Source organism: Neorhizobium sp. USDA 3394 (genome assembly GCF_056280385.1).
In genome coordinates this window covers 536,964-557,797 of the sequence record NZ_JBWCDU010000002.1, presented here as the reverse complement: position 1 = coordinate 557,797, position 20,834 = coordinate 536,964, and the positions used below count along the sequence as shown (strand labels likewise).

Here is a 20,834-nt window from a genome sequence, read left to right as displayed (position 1 = left end):
AGGTTCGCGTCGATGCGTTCGATGCTAGACCTATCGAATACCATGAAGGGAAATTGCGATGAGCGAGAAGCGGCCGGATGGGATCGAGAGTTACACAGCGCCAGCTGGTGGCTGGGGCGCCCTGAAGGCCGTTGCCAAAACGCTGGCCCATCAACAGATCATCGCCGAGGGCGCGGCGACACTGTTGAAGGCCAACCAGCCCGAGGGTTTCGACTGTCCCGGCTGCGCCTGGCCCGATCCGAAGCACACAAGTTCTTTCGAATTCTGCGAGAACGGCGCCAAGGCGATCACCTGGGAATCGACAGCCAAGCGCGTCGGCCCCGATTTCTTTGCTTCGCATTCGGTGTCGGATCTCTGGGACTGGAGCGATCACAAGCTCGAAGACCAGGGCCGCCTGACACATCCGCTGATCTACGACCTTGGCAGTGACCGCTATATTGCGATCGAATGGGAGGACGCATTCAATCGCATCGCTGCCGGGCTGAACAGTTTGCCCGACCCTGACATGGCCGAGTTCTATACCTCCGGTCGCGCGTCGAATGAGGCGGCATTCCTGTTCCAGCTGTTTGTACGCGCCTATGGTACCAACAATTTTCCCGACTGTTCCAATATGTGCCATGAGGCAACCAGCGTGGGGCTGCCGCTGTCGATCGGCGTCGGCAAGGGCACGGTGACGCTGGAGGACTTCGACAATTGCGACGCGATCTTCTCGTTCGGCCACAATCCGGGTACCAACCATCCGCGCATGATGACCACACTTCACGACGCTTCGCGACGTGGCGTGCCCATCGTGGTCTTCAATCCCCTCAAGGAGCGCGCGCTGGAGCGGTTCGCCGCCCCGCAGGACCCGATCGAGATGACAACGATGTCCTCGACGCCGATCGCGTCGGCCTATCACCAGGTTCGAACCGGTGGCGATCTCGCGGCACTTAAGGGTCTGATGAAGCGCATCTTCGAACGGGACGCGGCCGATATCGCGAGGGGTGGCTCCGGCGTACTCGACCGCGAATTCATCGCAGCCCATACAATAGGGCTCGATGCTTTGAAAGCCGATGTCGAGCAAACCGAATGGCCTGAAATTGTTGAAAAATCTGGCCTGACGCTGGAGGCGCTGGACAGCGCCGTCGATGCCTATCTCAAGGCGAAAAACGTCATCCTTTGTTACGGCATGGGCATTACCCAGCACGCCAATGGCACAGCGAACGTCCAGCAGCTTGCCAACTTCCTGATGCTGCGTGGCAATATTGGCCGGACGGGCGCCGGAATTTGCCCTTTGCGTGGCCATTCCAATGTCCAGGGCGACCGCACTGTCGGCATCACCGAAATCCCGAATGCGGCCCTCCTGGACGGCATGGAAAAAGCCTTCGGTTTTCGGCCGCCTGCTGAAAAGGGCCACAATGCCGTGGAGGCCATCGAAGCCATTATTGACGGCAGATCGAAAGCCCTCGTTTGCCTCGGTGGTAATCTCGCCGTCGCCATGTCAGATCCCGAGGCGACATTCGCAGGCATGCGAAAGCTCGACCTGGCCGTCCACCTCGCGACAAAGCTCAATCGCTCGCACCTCCTCTTGGCAAAGACGTCGATCATCCTGCCAGTGCTGGGCCGCACGGATCTGGACATTCAGGCGTCGGGGCGCCAGTCCGTCACGGTGGAAGATTCGATGTCGATGGTGCATGCGTCGCGGGGGTTCCTCAAACCGCCAAGCGACCAGCTGCGCTCGGAACCTTGGATCGTTGCCCGCATGGCCAAGGCGACGCTCGGCGATCGGTACGGCATAGATTGGGAGGGTATGGCCGGCGACTACGGCCTGATCCGCGACAAGATCGAGATCGTCTTTCCAGATTTCCACGAATTCAACACCCGCGTGAAAACGCCCGGTGGCTTCCGCCTTACTGTCGCAGCATCGGATCGCGTCTGGCATACTTCATCCGGCAAGGCCCAATTTCTTGTCGCGCCGGGTCTCGATGAGGACGCCCGCTTCCGCGACCCCGAGGCTCTCGTGCTGACCACATTGCGCAGCCACGACCAGTACAACACCACCATATACGGCCTCGACGACCGTTATCGGGGCGTCTTCGGCCGCCGCGATGTGATCTTCATGAACCGAAACGACCTTAAAATGCGGGGGTTAAGAGACGGCGATCTGATCGATGTCGAAGCGATTTGCGCCAGCAATGCCAAAACCGTTGCCGGATTTACCGCAGTTGCCTACGATATCCCGTCCGGCTCCGTGGCAGGATACTACCCCGAAATGAACCAGGTGATCGCGCTGACCGATTACGACAGAAAATCCGGGACGCCCGCATATAAGGGCGTTCCCGTGAGAATACGCCGATCCGTAAGCAGAGATTGACCACATCCGGGACCAGAGATGGTGGTGGGAACCACACAGCAGTCTATTCCAGCTACAAGCGGCTCTATCAACTCTCAAAGTTCAGTCGCTTTGAAAGGACTCGAACCGGCGACCGGCTGATATCTCGTCGCTCATGAGCTTAAGTTTCTGCAACTACTGCAGTGACCTCTGGTTGGCTCATTCAGTAGCCGCCTTCGACCCCCTCTTCCGGTCTTCCCACTCCTGCGGCATCAGAGTCTTGATATCGAACTGGTCGCGGTACGAGCATAAGTGTGGCCAAGTTGATCGAGCAGATCTGAAATGCCAAGCGGCTGCGCTCGACCATTGAATATGCAGATCACACGCAGAATTTGAAACCTGCTTAGCCAAGCGGGCGGCGAAGAGTGAAGCTCTTCGCGGGCCCAGTCCGAAGTCGCTTTTAATCGCATGGAAGCCATCAGAAGCCAAGCATTCTTAATTTCAGTATCCCCAAAGTGGTTCTGGGATATCTGTCAAAGCGGTACTTTGAAGGTGCCGATCTTCCTGACAGATTTTTTCGCACACCGAGCCGACCAGGCGCAATCATTACGATTGAAGCGGTCACTCTGGGTGAATTGACTAAAAGTCACACCAATAAGGGGAACGTCAAATGTCATTCAGTCGGGGGAACATTCGCAGCAAACTCCAAGAAAGTTTTCTGGGAGCCCTTCACCGCCGAAACCGGTATCAAAATCATCGAAGCCAACTACACGCTTGCAAAGCATAAAGCTATGGTCGAAAGCGGGCAGGTCGAGTGGGATATTTTGGCCTTCCTGCCATTGCCCCGCTGGGCGAGCTTCTCGATATCAATGCCGTCGTGCCGATCGACTACAGCAAGGTCAAAAAAAGCCAGTATTCCGGCGCCGCTGCCGGGGAATATCATGTCGGCTTCCAATATTACTCATCAAATATTGCGCTCAACACGAAGCAGTTTCCGGCAGTAAACCGGCGCCGAAGAGGTGGGCCGATTTCTTTGATCTCAAAGCCTTTCCGGGACCGCGGAGCATGCAGCGTCAGCCTTATATTCTGCTTGAATCGGCATTGCTCGCTGATGGTGTTAGCCCAGAGAAGCTTTACCCGCTTGACGTCGATCGCGTCTTTAAGAACCTCGATCAGATCAAGTCGAGCGTTTCGGTGTGGTGGACGACTGGTGCGCAAGCTGTTGATGTGTTGGCAAGCGGAGAGTGCACTATGGGCGTGGCTTGGGACAGCCGTATTGCGCCTGCGAAAGCGTCTGGCCAACCAGTTGACAATGTTTTCAACGGCGGCCTGTTAGTTCTCGTCCTACGGGAAGAGCGCGCCAAACCGCATCGAGGAATCCTTTGGCGATGCCAAGAACCTTCGCTTGCGCCACCCGCTTGCGGCACTAGGGTTTCTGTTTGGCCTGCGCTCCGATATCCTGGATAAGGAACCGAAAACGGCGGAGTGGCTGTTCGATCTTCTCGCCAAGCTTGGCCGCGAGGACGATGCGTATCACTCCACCTGCCTGGTGTTGATGGACTATTCGACCGATCCGGTACTGTCGGCGGCCGACGAGCAAGAACCCACCGAAGGTATATTAGAACCGGGCCCTCAGCCGATCGAAGATCCCGCCGAGGGCGAGATCGCGCATCTTCCTGACAGCACTGTCGAGGCAATCGTCAAGGCCCTGCCAAAGGTATCGATCCTGGAAGAGCGGACGCCAGATGATCTGTCGCCGACTCGTTTTCTCACGTCTTTAGTTACACGTGTTCTCGCAGCCACACCCGTCAACATGCACGAAGAAGCGCGCGATCGCCGTGGTTCGATCCTTGCGAGGAAACAGAGCTTCACGGCGCTTGCCAGCGGTAGGTTCAAGAGCAAGCGATCGGAGCGTTCCACTTCTTCTTTACGAGCGCTCGAGCGAACTGAAAAACTCGAGCAGGTCAGCCGAGTAGAGGTCAGGCGCTTCGATGGCGGCGAAATGTCCGCCGCGGTCGTATTCATTCCAATGGACGACGTTGAATTCCTGGTCAGCGCGGTGGCGCAGAACGGGATCGGTTGGGAATACAGCAATCCCCGTTGGAACCTCAGTCCGTGGCAGAGGAGACATCATCTGTTTTTCGGCACGAACTTCGTAATAGAGATTCGCGGACGACGCTGCTGTGTTGGTCAGCCAGTATAAGGAGACGGTCGAAAGGATATCATTGAGATCGACGGCCTCCTCTGGCAAGGGTTTTCGCGGATCAGTCCATTCCTTGTACTTTTCGATTATCCAGGCCAGCAAACCGACGGGGGAGTCGGTGAGGGCATAACCGACCGACTGAGGACGGGTGGCCTGAATGTGCGCATATCCAGTTCCAAGCCGCAGCAGTTCGGTCGCGAAATCAATTCGACGGCGCTCATCGGCGCGCAATCCCAGATACTCGTCTGCAGTCAAGTGGGGCCGCAGGAGACCTCCGTTGACGTGGACTCCCACCACCCGCTGGGGAAATAAGCTTGCAAGAGCTGGTGCAACCAAAGATCCAGTATCCCCTCCGCAGGCGCCAAATTCCTCATAGCCGAGCTGGCCCATCAATTGTCCCCAGGCGGCCGCGATACGGCGGTGGTTCCATCCAAAGCTCTGCAACGGGCTGGAAAAGCCAAATCCGGGCAAGGACGGGATGACTAGGTTGAAACAGATCTTGCCATTTCCGTTCAGCAGCGCTGGGATAACCTGGTCGAACTCCATGAATGAGCTTGGCCAACCGTGCGTCATCACGAGCGGCATCGCGTCGGGACGGTCCGAACGATAGTGCAGAAAATGGATTGGTTGGCCTTCGATCTCGGTTCTGAAATGTGGCATCCCAGACAGCCGGGCCTGCCAAAGCTCCCAGTCGAAACCGTGGACCCAATAGTGAGCCACCGTTTGCAGGTAACTCTTCGGCACGCCACGGCTCCAATCGTCGGCATAGACAGAATTTGGCCACTGCGTGGCGTCGACACGTCGTTTCAGATCTTCAATGGCGAGCGTGAAGTCCGGCAAATGGTATTGCAATACACGTGTCGAGGCGCTCCCGCTCACGATGAAACTCCCTTTATGTGCTCGCTCCAGGCCGGCGTGTTCTGGCTGGGGAAAAGCGGGGTGAAGAACCGACGATCCCACGAGCGGAGACGTCCGGTCTCTGCTTTATACTCGTCTGCCGAGAGCGCCCCGGGATGGGATTTCGCTTTGATCCGATAGGCTTCATATTCGGCCAGAGATCGAAACGAGAATAGACCGAGCGCTACATCGCTATGTCCCTCGCCGGGCAGGAAGTACCCATGATGGACGCCTCCAAACTCGGGGATGAGCTCAAGCCACATTCTGCACCAAGCTTCGAACTCCGCCTGCTTCGTCCAATCAATGCGGTATTCCAACACACAGGTAATCATCGGTCCTCATCCTGGTTTAATCACAGTGCGGAGTCCCGGTATCTGCTCATCGGCACTGTCTCGGATTAACGGGAGGCTCTGTGCGTCATCTTCTTGGCGCGATTGCCGCATGTGCCCATGTCGCACCAGCGCCTCGAGCCGTTCTTTGTGCGATCGATGAACAGCCAGTGACAATCGTCAGGTGGACATTGCTTCAGTCGGGAGAGTTCGTCTCCCCGAAGCAGGTCGAGCGCGGACCATGCGATGGCGCCGGTCACACGATAGATGCCCTCGAAATGCAACGTGGACGGGGTTCCGGAAAGCGACGCCTGGCGCAGGGCCAACGCGGCAACGTCGCGAATGACATCCAAATCTGGCCGTGGCGGATGGAGGTTGTTCGCTATCGCCGATCCCGCGGCGCTAATTGCCTTGCGAAGCGCAAGCACCTGCTCGTACAGCGTCTTTTGCTCCGGCGGCGATAAGACAAAGTTATCGCCGATCAATCCGACTTCTTTCGACCATGCCACGACGTCATCGAAGGTTGCCAGATGGTCAACTTCCCGACTCGTGTTGCGCCAACTGATGGTGTTGGCGAGATCAAGCGCCAGGTTGCCAGAAATCCGATGGGGCAGTGATATCATATTGGCTTTCGTTCTTCTGATCGGCGCCGTTGCACCAACACAATGCGAACTCCGCTGTGGTCGACGCTCGTCGCCGGCAGGCTGAGATCGGACCTAGTCAACGAAGGCTCGGATCGTGCACCAGGATGCGATGGAGCTCAATGCGCTCCGGCAGTTCGATGAGGAACTCGGCGTCGCGATCGAGATGATGAACTTTGATCGGATCTCCCTTCGTGAAGGCGGTCATTGCCTCGATGTCAGGCCAGTAGGAGATAGTCGTGAACCACGTCACCTCGTCCCGGTCCTCCCGAAAGAGCTGGACGCCGAGGGCAACCTCCTGAAGCGGAGGAATGCCCTCGGCTCGCAAATAAGGCTCGTAGCTGTCGGCGACGTCGCGGCGCGTACGGCCGCGCCAGATGCGTGCAATTGTGGGCTTCGTAACCATGTATGCCTCCTTTAGTCCGAGATTTTTCTTAGAGGCGCAATCATCGGAGCGCCCGAGAGAGGAACCCGCGGACGAGCGGTAGCGCCTGTTCGAAATGTGTCTCCAGCAGCCAGTGCCCGGCATCGTCGAGAATGTGGAACTCGGCGTCGGGGAGATCGCGCTGGTAGGCTCGCGCCGACGCCTCGGGCATGTAGCCGTCCTGCGGGCCCCACACCACTAGCGTCGGGGGGCGGTGCTCGCGCAGATAGGCTTGATAGCGCGGGAACCAGTCGAGGTTCTCCTCCAGCTTTTCCATAAGGCCGACTGACACCATCTTGCGTGTCGGCGTGTCCATGAGCGGCCAATGCAGCTTCCAAAGGTCAGGAGGGACTCGGCTTGCTACCTCCTCCGAGACCTCGCCGAGGAACTCCTTGCGAAACCCGTCTTCGCTTACGGCCTCCTCGAGAGGGCGGTGCTTCTCGGGCGACTTGTCGGCCCACCACGCTTTGATCGTCCCGTATTTAGGGCCGAGCACGTCTTCGTAGATGTCACCGTTCTGGATGATCAGCGCGGCGATCCGCTCCGGGTGGGCGATGGCATGCCGAAGACCGATCTGCGATCCGTAGTCGTGGAGCCAGAGCGCGTAGCGCTCCAGACGGAGCGCCTCAGCGACGTCGTAGAGCACCTCGGCGTAAGCGTCGAAGTCATAGCCGAACTCGGCGGGATCAGGCGTATCGCTGTAGCCAAAACCTGGCCAGTCGAAGGCGACGGTGCGCCACTGATCGGCAAGCGCCGGCATTAGCCTCCGGTACTGATAGGAAGAACATGGGTATCCGTGCGGCAGGAGCAGGACAGGAGCGTCGGTCGGTCCCGCTTCCCGGAGAAACAGCGTGCGCCTTCCAATGGTCGCCCGACGGTGAGTTATTTCGCATCTTGTCATGCTTTCTCTCCTAACAGCTTCTCCGCATTGTGGAACCAGCATAACATCTTTAGCCGGTTCTTGTTCCAATTTCCGCGAGCCGATGGTTGTCGCGACCTGAACCTGCGTGTTTGGGGTCGGAATAAGAGCAGTCCGAAATCGTACGCTAAGGCGAACAGATTGAGTACTTATGCGACCCGCCGCAGCCCGGCTGGCATACGAAGCGATCGAAATCCGTTCGGCATCTGATGTTCGGCATCCCAGGTGTAGATGCCGGTAAGGTCGATGCGTTCCCAACTGAGCGGCGAGATGTGCTTCGACAGAGTGTCAGGCATGTCTCGACCCGCTCGCTTCAGCTGTGTGATTGCACGGTGGAGATAAACGGTATTCCAATGGACGATCGCACTGACGACGAGGTTGAGACCCAATGCGCGGATCTCGACGTCGCGCTTGGCCGAACGTCTCCCTCGATTTGATCCTTGATCAAAGATCAATTTGTTGATAGGCAAAATGCACCAAAAGGTGTTTGCCATGACGGATTTTTCGAAGACACGCTCGCTGTTCTACCTGCCGGAAGGCGTGATTTACCTCGACGGCAACTCGCTGGGGCCTCTGCCGCTTTCAGCCAAAGCCCGCGTCGCCGGCCTGATGACCGACGAATGGGGCGAACTGCTCATCAAGGGCTGGAACAAGGCCGGCTGGATGATGATGCCGCGCCGGATCGGTGACCGTGTCGGCAAGCTCGTCGGCGCTGCCGAAGGCACGATCGTAATGGGCGATACGCTGTCGATCAAGGTCTACCAGGCGCTGGCCTCGGCGATCGATCTCGTGCCGGAACGCAAGGTCATCCTCTCCGACAGCGGCAATTTTCCCTCCGACCTTTATATCGCCCAAGGCCTGATCGGCTCGCTCGGCCGTGGCCATGAGCTGAAGATCGTCGAGCCGGAAGCCGTGGAGGCCGCAATCGACGAGACGGTCGCCGTGGTGATGCTGACCGAAGTGGATTACCGCACCGGCCGTCTGCACGACATGAAGGCGCTGACGAAAAAGGCGCATGCGGCAGGCGCCGTCACCGTTTGGGATCTTGCCCATTCCGCCGGCGCGCTGCCGATCGATCTGTCCGGTGCGGAAGCCGATTTCGCCGTCGGCTGCACCTACAAATACCTCAACGGCGGCCCCGGCGCGCCGGCTTTCATCTATGTGGCGCCGCGCCATGCGGACAAAATTCGGCCGGCCCTTTCCGGCTGGCTTGGCCATGAGGCGCCCTTCGCCTTCGATCTCGACTACCGCCCCGGCGGCGGCATCGACCGGATGCGCGTCGGCACCCCGCCGATCCTTGGCCTCGCCGCGCTCGATGCGGCGCTGGATGCCTGGGACGGCGTCGAGATGGCGGACCTGCGCCGGCAGTCGATCAAGCTCTGCGACCTGTTTATCGCCGAGGTCGAAAGGCGCTGCCCGATGCTGGTGCTCGCTTCGCCGCGCGACGGCACGAAGCGCGGTAGCCAGATTTCCTTCCTTCACCCGCAAGGTTACGCGATCATGCAGGCGCTGATCGCCCGCGGCGTGATCGGCGATTTCCGCGCGCCGGATGCGATCCGCTTCGGTTTCACGCCGCTCTATATTGGCGAGAATGACGTCATCAGGGCCGTCGATATCCTTGAGGACATCATGTCGAACAGCCTTTGGGACACGCCCGAATACAAGCAACGGGCACTCGTGACATGAGCTCGAAACCCTACGACCCATCGCAGGACGGCGCGGAAATGTCTTTCCGCGATAAGATGTCCTATACCGACTACCTGCAGCTCAACGACGTGCTCGGGGCGCAGAAGCCGATCTCGGACGCGCATGACGAACTCCTGTTCATCATCCAGCACCAGACGTCGGAACTGTGGATGAAACTGGCGATCCACGAGGCCACCTCGGCGATATCGGCCATCCGCGACGACAATCCCCAGCCCGCGTTCAAGATGCTGTCGCGCGTGGCGCGCATCTTCGAACAGCTGAACAATGCCTGGGACGTGCTGCGCACCATGACGCCCAGCGAGTATACGACATTCCGCGATTCTCTCGGCAAGTCCTCCGGCTTCCAGTCCTACCAATACCGGGCGGTGGAATTCCTGGCCGGCAATCGCAATCTGGCGATGCTCGGCCCGCACGCGCACCGGCCGGATATCCTGGAAAAGCTCGAAGCCATTCTCGCCAAGCCGAGCCTTTACGACGAGGCGCTGCTGCTTTTGAAACGCCGCGGCTTCGACATCGGCGAAGACGGGAACCGGACCGGCTGGCGCGAGAACCGCAGTGAGAACCCGAACGTCCTGGAGGCTTGGCAGCAGGTCTACAGCGCACCCGGAAAATACTGGGAACTCTACGAACTGGCGGAAAAACTCGTCGACTTCGAGGATTATTTCCGCCGCTGGCGTTTCAACCACGTGACCACGGTCGAACGGGTGATCGGCTTCAAGCGCGGCACCGGCGGCACATCGGGCACGCAATATCTCAAGAAGATGCTGGAGGTCGAACTGTTTCCCGAACTCTGGCGCGTTCGCACCGTCCTTTGATGCAGGAACCAAGATGATCTACCACCGGATTTCCGACTGGGAAAATTCCTATTCCAACGGCATCAATATCGCCGGCGGTGATGCCTGGCCGGAAGCATGGGTCGCACCGGCCCAGACCTACCGCGACAGGATGCTGGCAGCCGGCCGCGCCGAGCTCGGTATTTCCTATGGCGAGCGGCCCCGCAACGTCTATGACCTCTTCCTGCCGGAACAGGCGCCGCGCGGCATCGTGGTCTTCATTCATGGCGGCTACTGGCAGAGCCTCGACAATTCCTACTGGTCGCATCTGGCCGAAGGTTCGATTGCCCACGGTTTCGCCGTCGCCATGCCAACCTATACGCTGTGCCCGGACGTCCACATCACCGATATAGTCGTCGAAATCGGCAGCGCGATCACCCAGATCGCCGCGCGGTTCGACGGCCCGATCCACCTGACGGGCCATTCCGCCGGTGGTCATCTGGTCTCCCGCATGGTGTCGAACACATCGCCGCTGCCGCCCGGAATTCGCGCCCGGATCGGCAATACCGTATCGATCTCCGGCGTCCACGACCTGCGTCCGCTGATGCGCGTCAACCTCAACGAGCGCTTGAAGATCACCCCTGAAGAAGCGCAACGGGAGAGCCCGGTGCTGCTGGAGCCCGGCCCTAACACACGGATCTTCTGCTGGGTGGGTGGCAACGAGCGTGCCGAATTCCTGCGTCACAACGAGCTCCTGGCCAATATCTGGACCGGTCTTGGTGCTGAAACCGGCGCCTATGCGGAGCCGGACAAGCACCATTTCAGCGTTCCGGACGGGCTGATGGACCCACACCATCCCCTCACCCGCACATTGTTGGGTGTATGACGTTTTCCAAATCTGGTTTTTTGATCAATTATATGATTTCGATGGGAGCGAAATCGGTCAACTAACCGGTAAAAGGCCTGGGAGAGGGCGCAGATAACGTGGCAGATATCGATAGCAGCACGCTTCTTTCCGACGTGGCACCCGTCATGCGCGAAACCGTGCAGGCCCGCGTCCATCAGCGTCTGCGCCATCTGCTGATGGTCGGCCGCTTCCAGCCTGGCCAGGCGCTGAAGATCCATGACATCGCCGAGGTGTTCGGAACCAGCGCCCAGCCGGTGCGCGAATCGATCCGCCAGCTTGTGGCCGAGCGGGCGCTCGAAGCCCTGCCCAACCGCAGCGCCCGCGTGCCGCTGATGAGCCATGAACAGCTGGAAGACCTGCGCCGTACCCGCTTGGCACTGGAAGGCCTCGCCGCTGAAATCTCCGCCGAACGGGCGACGCCTGCCGATATCGAGGCGCTGGCGAAAATCGTCGACGAGGAAGTACAGGCAGACGAACAGCTGCATGTGGAATCGAGCGTTTCGCGCAATCTGGAATTCCACTTCACGCTCTATCGCATCTCCGGTTCGACCATCCTGCCGCCGATCATCGAAGGGCTCTGGCTGCAGATCGGCCCGAACATCCGCCGCGCCGCCGAAAATTTCGATGCCCGCGACGGCCGGGGAGCGGAACTGCATCTGCGCACCATGGCCGCCCTGCACAAGGGCGACGTCAAGGGCGTGCGCGCCGCGATCGAGGATGACATCAACCGTTTCTTCGACCTGCTGGCTCCGCAGGATCGCAAATGATGTGCCGATGACGCGGGTCCAGCTCTGGACCCCGCGCATTCATCCCAAACGGAGCTGGAAATGGCCGTAGTCCAAATCACCCTGGTCAAGGGGCGCACCAGGGAACAGAAGGCTGCCATCGCAGCCGCGATCAACAAGGCGATGGTGGAGATAGCCCATTCGCCTGCTGATCACATCAATATCGTTTTCCATGAGGTGGATCGCGAGGATTGGGCGATCGCCGGAAAGCTCCTGCCCGAATATATCGCGGACATGGACCGCAAATAGCTAGCCCAGCATCCACTCCCGCACCTTCCGGGTCCAGATATCGTCCGGATTGGCGGTGTTGAGGTGGATGCTGAAATGGTCGTCATCTGCAAAGGCGTGAGATTCGACCGGCTGGCCCGCGGCACGCAATGCCTCGACGAAGGCCAGACCATCGCGCTGCACCTGTTCCTTCTCCTTGCCGCCCCAGGTGATGTAGAAGGGCGGAAACGTCTTCGTGGCGGTTTCGATCGGGCTGTCGGGCGTCTCGGGGCTGACATGGAGGCTCTCATCTGCCTCCAGATCCGCCAGCCGCCGCGAATAGCTGCCACTCACCGCAAACACACCCTTGATGCCATCTTCGGGAATACCAGCGGCACGGCGGGTATCGTGACGCAGTGCCATATGGGCGACGGTCTGCGCACCGGCCGAATGGCCGCCGATGAAGATGCGATCCGGATCACCACCATGCTCCGCGATATGGGCGCGGACATAGGCGAGCGAGGCGAAGGCGTCGCCGATAATGTCGCGATAGGAGGTGTGCGGCGCCAACCGATAGGACACGGAAACGAGGATCGCCGGAAACGCGGTGATCGCCGGCGCCATGAAACCGCACCATTCCTTGTAGCCATGGGTGAAATTGCCGCCGTGGAAGAACAGCAGCACCGGCACCGGCTTTTCCGTTGGCTCGGGCGGCAGGTAGATGTCGATCTTCTGCCAGTAGTCTGGGCCATAGGCCACATCGAGCACGCAACGGGTCGTCTCGGCGACCTTGCGCGACTGCTCAAGGCAGGTCTCGGCGTAACGATCGGCGTTCGGATTGATCGGCGTCTGCGGGGGAAGATCGTCAAAGCTCATGATGGGCCTCCAATGTCAGGAAATGATATCCGGCCGTTTCGGCGAACGGCTCAGGGAAAGAAGCGCACCGGCGATGACCACCAGCGTGCCGATCACCGCCGTCAGGGTCGGCACCTCGCTCAGAAAGGCGAGGCCGATCAGCACGGCGAACACGGCGCGGGTGAAATCGACCGGCGCCAGCGCCGAGGCCTCGCCCATCTTCAGCGCCATGATCATCGATGTATTGCCGATGACGCTGAGGAGCCCGGTGCCGACGAGGACGCCGAGCGTCGCGAGATCCGGCGACACCCAGTTCCAGATCGCGACGGGCGCCAGCATCAGCGTGCCGAAGGCGGTCTGGTAGAGAAGCAGCAGCGATGCCGGATCGCGCTGGGCCAGGAAGCGGGTCGAGATCGCGCCGGCCGCGGCCGTCGCCGCCGAGATGACGCCGAGTGCGGCGCCGGTCACCGAAAGATCGCCACCACCGGGCCGAGCCAGAATGAGGATACCGCCGAAACCGATGGCGACCGCGAGCCAGCGTTTCGGCCCCACGGCCTCCTTCAGCAGGATGGCGGCAAATAGGGTGACGAAGAACGCTTTGGAAAAGCTGATCGCCGTCGCCTCCGCGAGCGGCAGGAGCACGACGGCGGAAAAGCCGGCATACATGCTGGAGACCAGCAGGAAGACCCGCAGAAGATGGGCGCCACGCAGCGTGCTGCCCATGACCGCCTGGCCAAAACCGCGAAAGTGCCGCAGCCCAATGAACAGGAACTGGGTCGCCACTGAGAAGAACATCACCAGCGTGATCGGCACGGTGCTCGAACTGACCTTGATCAGCGCTACCATGATCGAGAAGATCAGGGCGTTGATCAGCATTAGCAGCGAGCCGCGGATATTGCCGCTGAGCCCGCCCCAGGCCGTCACCAATCGGGGCGGGATGAGATTTGGCATCAGCCGAGCCGTCCGGCAGTTGCCCTCAGGGCTTCGACAAAGGACCGGCCGAAGCGATAGGCGCGGGCGGGCGACCAGCCGGTTTCCGGCATGGTGAACCGCGTCACATCCTTGAACGGCTGTTCGAGCAGGATCGACAGCGCATGCGGGAAACGATTGCCGATCCAGTTCCAGGCCATGCTGAGATCGGCTACTTCAGGGCAGCCGCCGGGATAGGGATGGCCGAGCTCGTAATCCGGCGAGGCCTGCGCCCAGGCGTTTTCGAACGTCTCGAATATGCCGCGACGCTCCGGCGTCCAGGTCGGCACATTTTCCGACGGCCAGATGAAATTGCAGCGAAGCTCCTTGTCGGCATGGCAATCGATGCAGAAATCCAGCCCGATCTCCTCCATCTTGCCGCGCACATGAAAAACTTCCGGCGAGTTCTCCAGCGACGGGCTGACCCATTCGCGGTTGAGATTGGCGCCCTTGACGTTGGAACGGGTCAGGCCATTGGCGGAACCATCGGGATTGACGTTCGGCACCACATAGATGACGGCGGACGACAGCAGCGCCCGCGACACCGGATCGGTCCGGTCGAGCAGCCGGTCCAGCAGGCCTTCGACGAAATAGCCGCCCTGGGTTTCGGACGCATGCTGGCGGGCGATGATCCAGCATTTCTTCTTGTCGGCCGCCGGCTCGCCAATCGTCAGCATGTCGATCGGCCGGCCCTCGACGCTTGTGCCCAGGGTTTCGAGCCGCACGAGCGGCGACATCTGCGCCCGGGCGATCGCCGCATGTTCGCGTTCCGCGCCATAGGGCGCCCAGGTGGCGTAATAGCAGATGTCGTGTTCCGGCGTGTGCTCGAAGCTGAAGGTCGTGCCTTCGAACGTGCCGGGAATACGGAACCAGGTCTGGCCGTCATAGCTCACCATCGGCCCGGTTCCCTGCCAGCCGTGCTCGTAATCCTCCCGGTTGGCGAGCCGCCAGGAGAGGATATCGCCGGCATTGACGAGGTTGAACCGGCAGGGCGTGCCCCGCGCGCCGGACACCCGGAAGTGAAACCAGCCGAGGAACACGCCGTTCGGATCCTGGCGGAGGGCAAGTTTGATATCGGACGGGTCGGACACATCGATGATATCGACACTTCCCGACGCGATGCTGGTGCTGATCGAAACCATATCCTGCCCTCCCCTTTATCCGACAATCCGGCTCAGGCGGCCGGTTTTTCCTCGTTGAGATTGTAGTGCATGATCCGGCCGTGACGGCCCTTCTGATCACGCTCCAGATCGTAGACGTCGCCTTCCAGCGGTGTCTTCTGGTCGAGGATCGCCTTGATCTCGGCGTGGTCGGTTGCCGTCAGCTCCAAGCCGAACAGGCGGGCATGGGCTTCCAGATGACCGCCATGACGGACGCCGACGATGATGCCGGAAACCTGCGGGAAGGCGAGTGCGGCGCGCATCGCCACATCAGCCACCTGCACGCCGTGACGGTCCGCCACACGGCGCAGCGTCGACAGCAGGGCCTGGAACATGTCCCAGCCGCCCATGTCGTCGATGATCAGCTTGTATTTGGTCAGCGAACGATTCTCCAGCGGATGCGCCGGTTCCGGCACGCCGAGCCAGCGATCGCTGAGGAACCCGCCGGCCACCGTGCCGTAGCAGAGGATCTTGATGTCTTTTTCCTTGCAGAACGGCAGCAGCGTCCTTTCCGGACGGTTGTCGAGCAGCGAATACTGGACCTGCATCGACGCAAAATTGACGCCGGCATCGGTCATTTCCTGCATGCAGGCGGTGTTGAAATTGGTGGTGCCGAGAAGGTCGATCTTGCCTTCCTTCTGGAATTCGGAAAGCCAGCCCGCCACTTCGACATAACGCCGCACATCCGTATCCCACCAGTGGAACTGCACGAGGTTGAGCTGGTCGAGGCCGAGGCGCAGCAGCGAGCGGTCGATGGTTTCCTGCAGCTCGGCGCGGGTCAGCGTCGCCAGTTTCTGCAGGTCGGGCACACATTTGGTATGAACCTTGAGCGGCGCCAGAAGCGACACATCGCCGGTCGCGATCGTCGCGCGGCGGAAATCGCCGATCATCTGCTCGACGCCGGTATAGATGTCGGCGCAATCGAACGTGGTGATGCCGGAGCGGATGTAATCGCCCATTTCGGTGATCGCCTTTTCACGGTCGATCTCCGCATGGCCGCCGGCCAGCTGCCAGCCGCCCTTCAACACCCGGCTGATCCGGTATCCCGGCCTGATTTCGGTGGTTTCCACAGGTGTCCAGGTTTCCGCAGGTGTCATGCTGTCTCCTCGCCCGGCAGGGCCACTTTCGTCGTATCACTATGATTGAAGGCACGGCGCGCCAGCCGCGTGATGCGCAGCCGCGTCGGGCAATTGGGATCGGGGCAGGCGACTTCCGCATCGGAGGTCATCCAGTCGTTCGGATGCGTCGGCCGCTGTTTGGCGGCCAGCAGCGGCAGCACCGCCGCCAGCGAATAGACCGAGAACCCCTGCCCCGGCGGCAGATACAACATCTCGCCGCGCAGCTCGAAATGGTCGCCCGGCTCGGCGCCGCAATATATCTTGCCCTCGCCGCAGCGCACGACCTCGACCTTGAGGTCGTAGAGCTCGAACAGATGGTCGGTCTGGGATATCCCCGTTTCAGACATGCATCGCTCCCACGGTCTTTGACGCCGTTTCAAGTTCTTCAAAAACGTTGTTGATCTTTGATCAAATGTCAAGCAGCTTTGCCGGCACCAGAAAAGCCAGAACCATCGGCTCCCGATTTTACGTTGGAATGGCATAGGGGAAATAGCACGATGATACCGGATAGCACGACGCTCGAGATCCTGCGCTACAAGACGGTGGCCGCCGCCGAGGAGATGGGGCTGACGCTCGTGCGCTCCGCGCGCACCATCTATATCAAGGAAGTGGCGGACTTTTCGACCGCGATTGCCGGGGTCAACGGCAAATTCTTCGCCTATCCGGAAGCGCTCGGCGTCTCGGCCTTCGTCGATCTCGACCTCAACCCGTCATTCAAGGATATCGGACCGCTGAAACCCGGCGACGTGATCCTGTCCAACCTGCCCTATGCCAATGGCGGGCTTTCCACCCACCTGCCAGACCTGCAATTCATCAAGCCCTATTTCCACGAGGGCGAGATCGTCGCCTATGGCTGGACCTTCGCCCATACGTCGGACATCGGCGGCGGCGTGCCGAGCTCGATCTCGCCGCGCTTTTCCGACGTCTACCAGGAAGGCCTGCAGATCCCGCCGGTGAAGATCGTTCACGAGGGCCGTATGGACGAGGGCATCCTGCGGATCTACCTCTCCAACTGCCGCTCGCCGGAAACCAATCTCGGCGACGTCAAGGCGATGCTGGCAGCCCTCGACAAGGGCGGACAGCGCATCGCCGATGTCATCGCCGCGCATGGCGCCGAGGCGCTGGTCGCCTCTCAAACGATGCTGGCGGAATATGCAGCCGACAAGGCCAAGGCAGTGCTGAAGCGCATCCCCAACGGCACCTACGAGTTCTGGGATTATCTCGACCACGATTTCGTCAGCCAGGTGCCGGTGCGCATCCGCTGCAAGGTCACCGTCAAGGACGGCGCGATCGACCTCGATTACGAGGGCACCGATCCGCAGCTGATGTCGGCCTTCAACGTGCCGACCGAAGGGCTGCGCCATCCCTACCTGACGCTGCGGCTGATGCACATGATCACCAGCCACGATCCGTCTGCGCCGCTGAACCACGGTCTGATGGATACGATCACGGCAAAAGCCCCGAAGGGCACGCTGATCAACCCGGAATATCCGGCCGCCTGCGGTGTGCGCCACGCCACCGTCATGCGCCTGATCGACGTCGCCTCCGGCGCGCTGCACAAGGCCGATCCTTCTCTGGTGCCGGCCGCCGGCGGCGGCACGGTTCTGCCGGTGGTGCTGGCAGAGCCAGACCCCGTCACCGGGCTTCGCCGCTCCATGGTCATCCAGTCGATCGTCTGCGGCTCCGGCGCGCGCGACGGGTCCGATGGCGTGGACGGGCGCGAATCCGGCCTGTCCAACACCCGCAATTCGCCGATCGAACGCACCGAGGACGAAGCCGGCGTGATGATCGAGGAATATGCGCTGCGCTCCGATTCCGGCGGTCCCGGCCGCTGGCGCGGCGGCACCGGCATCGTCTACACGATCCGCATCCTGAAAGACGACTGCGCCGTTCTGGCGCGCGGGCTCGAACGGTTCTTCTTCACCCCCTGGGGTGCATCGGGCGGGCGTTCCTCCGCGCCTTGCCGCGTCGTTCTCAATATCGGCCGCCCGGATGAAAAACAGCTCAACCGCGTCGACATGCTGGAAGTGAAGCGTGGCGATACGCTGACCCTGATGACCCCCGGCGGCGGCGGCTTTGGCGATCCCTTCACCCGGCCGATCGAAGAGGTATCGTACGACGTGGAGCGCGGCTTCGTCAGCGAGGCATCCGCGGAGCGCGATTACGGCGTGGTGATCCGCAAGGGCAGCGTCGATCAGGACGCGACGGCCAAGTTGCGCGGCGCGCATCAGGCGTCGGAAGGTTTCGATTTCGGCCAAAACCGAAAGCTGTGGGAAACCGTGTTCGATGACGAACTCGTCACCCGCCTCAACCGCACGCTAACCCGCTTCCCCGCCTCGATCCGCGGCCGGAAACGGCGCAGCATCTATGAAGACGTGGTGCCTGAACTGAAGGCCGAAGGCCATTTCAATATTGCCGACATGGCCGGCAGGGCGGAAACCCTGCGGGCAAAACTTGCCGATCTGGTCGCGGCACTGGAAGCACAGGAGACACGGGCATGACGACGACGACACGCACAGGCTGGCGGATCGGCATCGATGTCGGCGGCACGTTCAACGATTTCGTCGCCGCTGAAAACGGCACGGGAAAACGCGTCTTCTTCAAGGAACCGAGCGTGCCGAGCGATCCGTCGCTGGCCGTCGAGCGCGGCATCGGTGGGTTGCTCGCCCGCGCCGGCATTGCGGCAAGCGATGTCGAACTGGTCATGCACGGCACGACGCTGGCGCTGAACTCGATCCTGCAGCGCAACGGACCGCGTCTCGGCATGGTCGTCTCCCGCGGCAATCGCGACGTGCTGGAAATCGCCCGCTCGCGCATGCCGTCTGCCTTCGATTTCACCGCCAAGCGCGAAACGCCGCTCATCCCGCGCAATCTCGTGTTCGAGGTCAATGCCCGCTGCCTGTCCAATGGCGAGATCGTGCACAGGCCGGATGAGGCCGAACTGGATCGGCTGGCGGACGAAATCCGCGCCGCCGACCTGAAGGCCGTCGCGGTGATGCTGATCAACTCCTTCCGGCATCCGGAACTGGAGCAGCTGGTGGCGGAGGGCCTGCGCAAGCGGCTGGGCGAATTGCCGGTGACCGAAAGCGCCTCCATCTGGCCGGAAATGCGCGAATACGAGCGTGGCCTTCTCGCCGGCTTGAACGCCTATATCCAGCCACTGATGAAATCCTATTTCGACCGGCTGGAAAGCCGCATGCGCGGGCTCGGCCTGACCGCACCGATCTTCATCACCACCAACAATGGCGGCACCGTGAGCCTGCAGACCGCCCGCGCCCGGCCGATCGACACCGTGCTCTCCGGCCCGGCCGCCGGCGTGGTCGCCTCGGTCAAGATGGCGCCGGCCGATCTGCGCGATCATCTCGTGACGCTCGACATGGGGGGCACCTCCACCGACATGGCCGTCGTCATGGGCGGCGAGCCGGAATATACCCAGCTTGCCCAGGTCGGCATTTTCCCGATCATCCTGCCGGTCGTGGCGGTGACCGCCATCGGCGCCGGCGGCGGATCGGCTGTCTGGATCGATGCGCAGGGCATTTTGAAGATCGGCCCGGAAAGCGTCGGCTCCGATCCCGGACCGATCTGCTACGGTCGCGGCGGCGAACGCGTGGCGATCACCGACTGCTATCTCACAAGCGGCATTCTCGATCCGACCACCTTCCTCGGCGGCCGCATGCAGCTGGCCAAGGAGCCGGCGGTCGAAGGCCTGCGCAAGCTTGCGAGGGCACTGAACCTCGATGTGGCAAACCCGGCCGAAGAGGCGGCAGCGGCAGCGCTCAAGGTCGCAACCGCCAAGATGGCCGTGGAACTGTCGAAAATGCTGGCGCGGCGCGGTCTCGACCATCGCCAGTTCGCGCTGGTCGCCTTCGGTGGTGCCGGTGCCACCCATGCCACCTTGCTGGCCGAAGAAGCCCGGCTTGAAAAGGTGGTGATCCCGCTTGCCCCCGGCACGTTCTGTGCTCTTGGCGCAAGCCTTGCCGACATCCGCCGCGATTTTGCCCGCTCGCTCGGTGTGCTGCTGACGCCGGCCGGCGACGGGTTCTCCCGTGTCGCCGACGCGATCACCGACATGATGAAGGAATCGCTTGCCTGGATCGCCGGCGAAACGGATTCCGGTGCCGCGCTCTCCTTCCGGGTCAAGGCCGACATGCGGTTTGCCGACCAGGCCTACGAGCTGGAAATCTTCGTGCCCGAGGCGATGCGCGAGCAGCTTGACGGTGCGGCCCTGCTGGAACTTTTCCATGCCGAACATGAGCGGCTCTACGGTTTTGCCGACCGCGCCGCATCAGTTCGGGTCAGCACCGTACGCCTAGCGATTGCAGCCCTGAACGAAGCACAGGTCGAGCGAGTGCTCGAAACCGGAACGGCACAGTCATCCGGCACGCGAAAGGTCTATCATAAGGGTGAATGGGTGGACGCCGCGCTCTTCCGGCGCGCCGATCTGCGATCGGGATTTGCCGTCAGCGGCCCTGCTATCGTGGAACAGGATGACACGACGGTCTGGATCACTCCGGGCTGGCAGGCTACCGTCGAGCCACATGGAAACCTCGTGCTGGTTCCAGACGACAAAACGGCCTGATCGCACTGCAACAAGGGATTGACGGCCCGAAGGGTTTACGGCACTCTCAA

21 protein-coding genes are annotated in these 20,834 nt (G+C 61.1%); 10 read left to right on the top strand and 11 right to left on the bottom strand.

Annotation, left to right across the window (positions count from 1 at the left end; translation table 11 throughout):
- The first annotated feature begins 58 nt into the window (after positions 1 to 58).
- From ACZ9EJ_RS24180 to ACZ9EJ_RS24170, 3 genes are all read left to right on the top strand, one after another.
- Entirely contained in the window at positions 59 to 2,353 is a 2,295-nt protein-coding gene (locus ACZ9EJ_RS24180; protein ID WP_046642173.1) for an FdhF/YdeP family oxidoreductase, read from the top strand.
- Between the two features lie 473 nt (positions 2,354 to 2,826).
- Entirely contained in the window at positions 2,827 to 3,315 is a 489-nt protein-coding gene (locus ACZ9EJ_RS24175) for a hypothetical protein (protein ID WP_255743293.1), read from the top strand.
- Positions 3,248 to 3,778, top strand: a complete 531-nt coding sequence (locus ACZ9EJ_RS24170; protein WP_370649814.1) for an extracellular solute-binding protein — start codon at positions 3,248 to 3,250, stop codon at positions 3,776 to 3,778. The genes ACZ9EJ_RS24175 and ACZ9EJ_RS24170 overlap by 68 nt, the downstream gene beginning before the upstream one ends.
- Positions 3,779 to 4,238: 460 nt before the next feature.
- On the opposite strand, the gene ACZ9EJ_RS24165 is transcribed toward ACZ9EJ_RS24170, so the two are convergent.
- The 6 genes from ACZ9EJ_RS24165 to ACZ9EJ_RS24140 form a co-directional block, all read right to left on the bottom strand.
- The gene (locus tag ACZ9EJ_RS24165) at positions 4,239 to 5,393 is read right to left on the bottom strand and encodes an epoxide hydrolase family protein (protein ID WP_251090071.1); all 1,155 of its coding nucleotides are present in this window, start codon (positions 5,391 to 5,393) and stop codon (positions 4,239 to 4,241) included.
- Positions 5,390 to 5,743, bottom strand: a complete 354-nt coding sequence (locus tag ACZ9EJ_RS24160) for an NIPSNAP family protein (protein WP_046635102.1) — start codon at positions 5,741 to 5,743, stop codon at positions 5,390 to 5,392. Before ACZ9EJ_RS24160 ends, ACZ9EJ_RS24165 begins: the two co-directional genes overlap by 4 nt.
- Before the next feature lie 65 nt (positions 5,744 to 5,808).
- A complete protein-coding gene (locus ACZ9EJ_RS24155) occupies positions 5,809 to 6,363 on the bottom strand; it encodes a CGNR zinc finger domain-containing protein (protein WP_046635101.1) in 555 nt (184 codons plus the stop codon).
- Positions 6,364 to 6,460: 97 nt separating this feature from the next.
- Positions 6,461 to 6,787: a hypothetical protein gene (locus ACZ9EJ_RS24150; RefSeq protein ID WP_046635099.1), complete on the bottom strand. Its 327-nt coding sequence runs from the start codon at positions 6,785 to 6,787 to the stop codon at positions 6,461 to 6,463.
- Between the two features lie 40 nt (positions 6,788 to 6,827).
- On the bottom strand, positions 6,828 to 7,706 hold the full coding sequence (locus ACZ9EJ_RS24145; protein WP_046635097.1) for an alpha/beta fold hydrolase: 879 nt from the start codon (positions 7,704 to 7,706) through the stop codon (positions 6,828 to 6,830).
- A gap of 167 nt (positions 7,707 to 7,873) precedes the next feature.
- On the bottom strand, positions 7,874 to 8,218 hold the full coding sequence (locus ACZ9EJ_RS24140; RefSeq protein WP_046642175.1) for a Tn3 family transposase: 345 nt from the start codon (positions 8,216 to 8,218) through the stop codon (positions 7,874 to 7,876).
- On the opposite strand from ACZ9EJ_RS24140, the gene kynU reads away from it, so the two are divergent.
- The 5 genes from kynU (at position 8,217) to ACZ9EJ_RS24115 (ending at position 12,145) form a co-directional block, all read left to right on the top strand.
- Positions 8,217 to 9,410, top strand: coding sequence for a kynureninase (gene kynU, locus ACZ9EJ_RS24135; RefSeq protein ID WP_046635168.1), 1,194 nt, complete (start codon positions 8,217 to 8,219; stop codon positions 9,408 to 9,410). The genes ACZ9EJ_RS24140 and kynU overlap by 2 nt on opposite strands.
- A complete protein-coding gene (kynA, locus tag ACZ9EJ_RS24130) occupies positions 9,407 to 10,246 on the top strand; it encodes a tryptophan 2,3-dioxygenase (protein ID WP_046635093.1) in 840 nt (279 codons plus the stop codon). Before kynU ends, kynA begins: the two co-directional genes overlap by 4 nt.
- 13 nt (positions 10,247 to 10,259) lie before the next feature.
- A complete protein-coding gene (locus ACZ9EJ_RS24125) occupies positions 10,260 to 11,090 on the top strand; it encodes an alpha/beta hydrolase (protein WP_046635091.1) in 831 nt (276 codons plus the stop codon).
- 98 nt (positions 11,091 to 11,188) lie between these two features.
- A complete protein-coding gene (locus tag ACZ9EJ_RS24120) occupies positions 11,189 to 11,878 on the top strand; it encodes a GntR family transcriptional regulator (RefSeq protein ID WP_080954248.1) in 690 nt (229 codons plus the stop codon).
- A 60-nt stretch (positions 11,879 to 11,938) separates the two neighbouring features.
- Positions 11,939 to 12,145, top strand: a complete 207-nt coding sequence (locus tag ACZ9EJ_RS24115; RefSeq protein WP_046635090.1) for a tautomerase family protein — start codon at positions 11,939 to 11,941, stop codon at positions 12,143 to 12,145.
- On the opposite strand, the gene ACZ9EJ_RS24110 is transcribed toward ACZ9EJ_RS24115, so the two are convergent.
- The 5 genes from ACZ9EJ_RS24110 to ACZ9EJ_RS24090 are packed head-to-tail and all read right to left on the bottom strand — an operon-like array spanning position 12,146 to position 16,552.
- Entirely contained in the window at positions 12,146 to 12,979 is an 834-nt protein-coding gene (locus ACZ9EJ_RS24110) for an alpha/beta hydrolase (RefSeq protein WP_051903978.1), read from the bottom strand.
- A 15-nt stretch (positions 12,980 to 12,994) separates the two neighbouring features.
- On the bottom strand, positions 12,995 to 13,909 hold the full coding sequence (locus ACZ9EJ_RS24105; protein WP_046635088.1) for a DMT family transporter: 915 nt from the start codon (positions 13,907 to 13,909) through the stop codon (positions 12,995 to 12,997).
- The gene (locus ACZ9EJ_RS24100) at positions 13,909 to 15,069 is read right to left on the bottom strand and encodes a M14 family metallopeptidase (protein ID WP_037082685.1); all 1,161 of its coding nucleotides are present in this window, start codon (positions 15,067 to 15,069) and stop codon (positions 13,909 to 13,911) included. The genes ACZ9EJ_RS24105 and ACZ9EJ_RS24100 overlap by 1 nt, the downstream gene beginning before the upstream one ends.
- Positions 15,070 to 15,101: 32 nt before the next feature.
- Positions 15,102 to 16,184, bottom strand: coding sequence for an aldo/keto reductase (locus tag ACZ9EJ_RS24095; RefSeq protein ID WP_046642176.1), 1,083 nt, complete (start codon positions 16,182 to 16,184; stop codon positions 15,102 to 15,104).
- Positions 16,181 to 16,552, bottom strand: a complete 372-nt coding sequence (locus ACZ9EJ_RS24090; protein ID WP_046635084.1) for a TIGR04076 family protein — start codon at positions 16,550 to 16,552, stop codon at positions 16,181 to 16,183. Before ACZ9EJ_RS24090 ends, ACZ9EJ_RS24095 begins: the two co-directional genes overlap by 4 nt.
- 150 nt (positions 16,553 to 16,702) lie before the next feature.
- Between ACZ9EJ_RS24090 and ACZ9EJ_RS24085 the strand changes: the two genes are divergently transcribed.
- Together ACZ9EJ_RS24085 and ACZ9EJ_RS24080 are read left to right on the top strand one after the other, a co-directional pair.
- Entirely contained in the window at positions 16,703 to 18,706 is a 2,004-nt protein-coding gene (locus ACZ9EJ_RS24085; RefSeq protein ID WP_037082690.1) for a hydantoinase B/oxoprolinase family protein, read from the top strand.
- Entirely contained in the window at positions 18,703 to 20,784 is a 2,082-nt protein-coding gene (locus tag ACZ9EJ_RS24080) for a hydantoinase/oxoprolinase family protein (protein ID WP_046642177.1), read from the top strand. Before ACZ9EJ_RS24085 ends, ACZ9EJ_RS24080 begins: the two co-directional genes overlap by 4 nt.
- Positions 20,785 to 20,834: the final 50 nt, after the last annotated feature.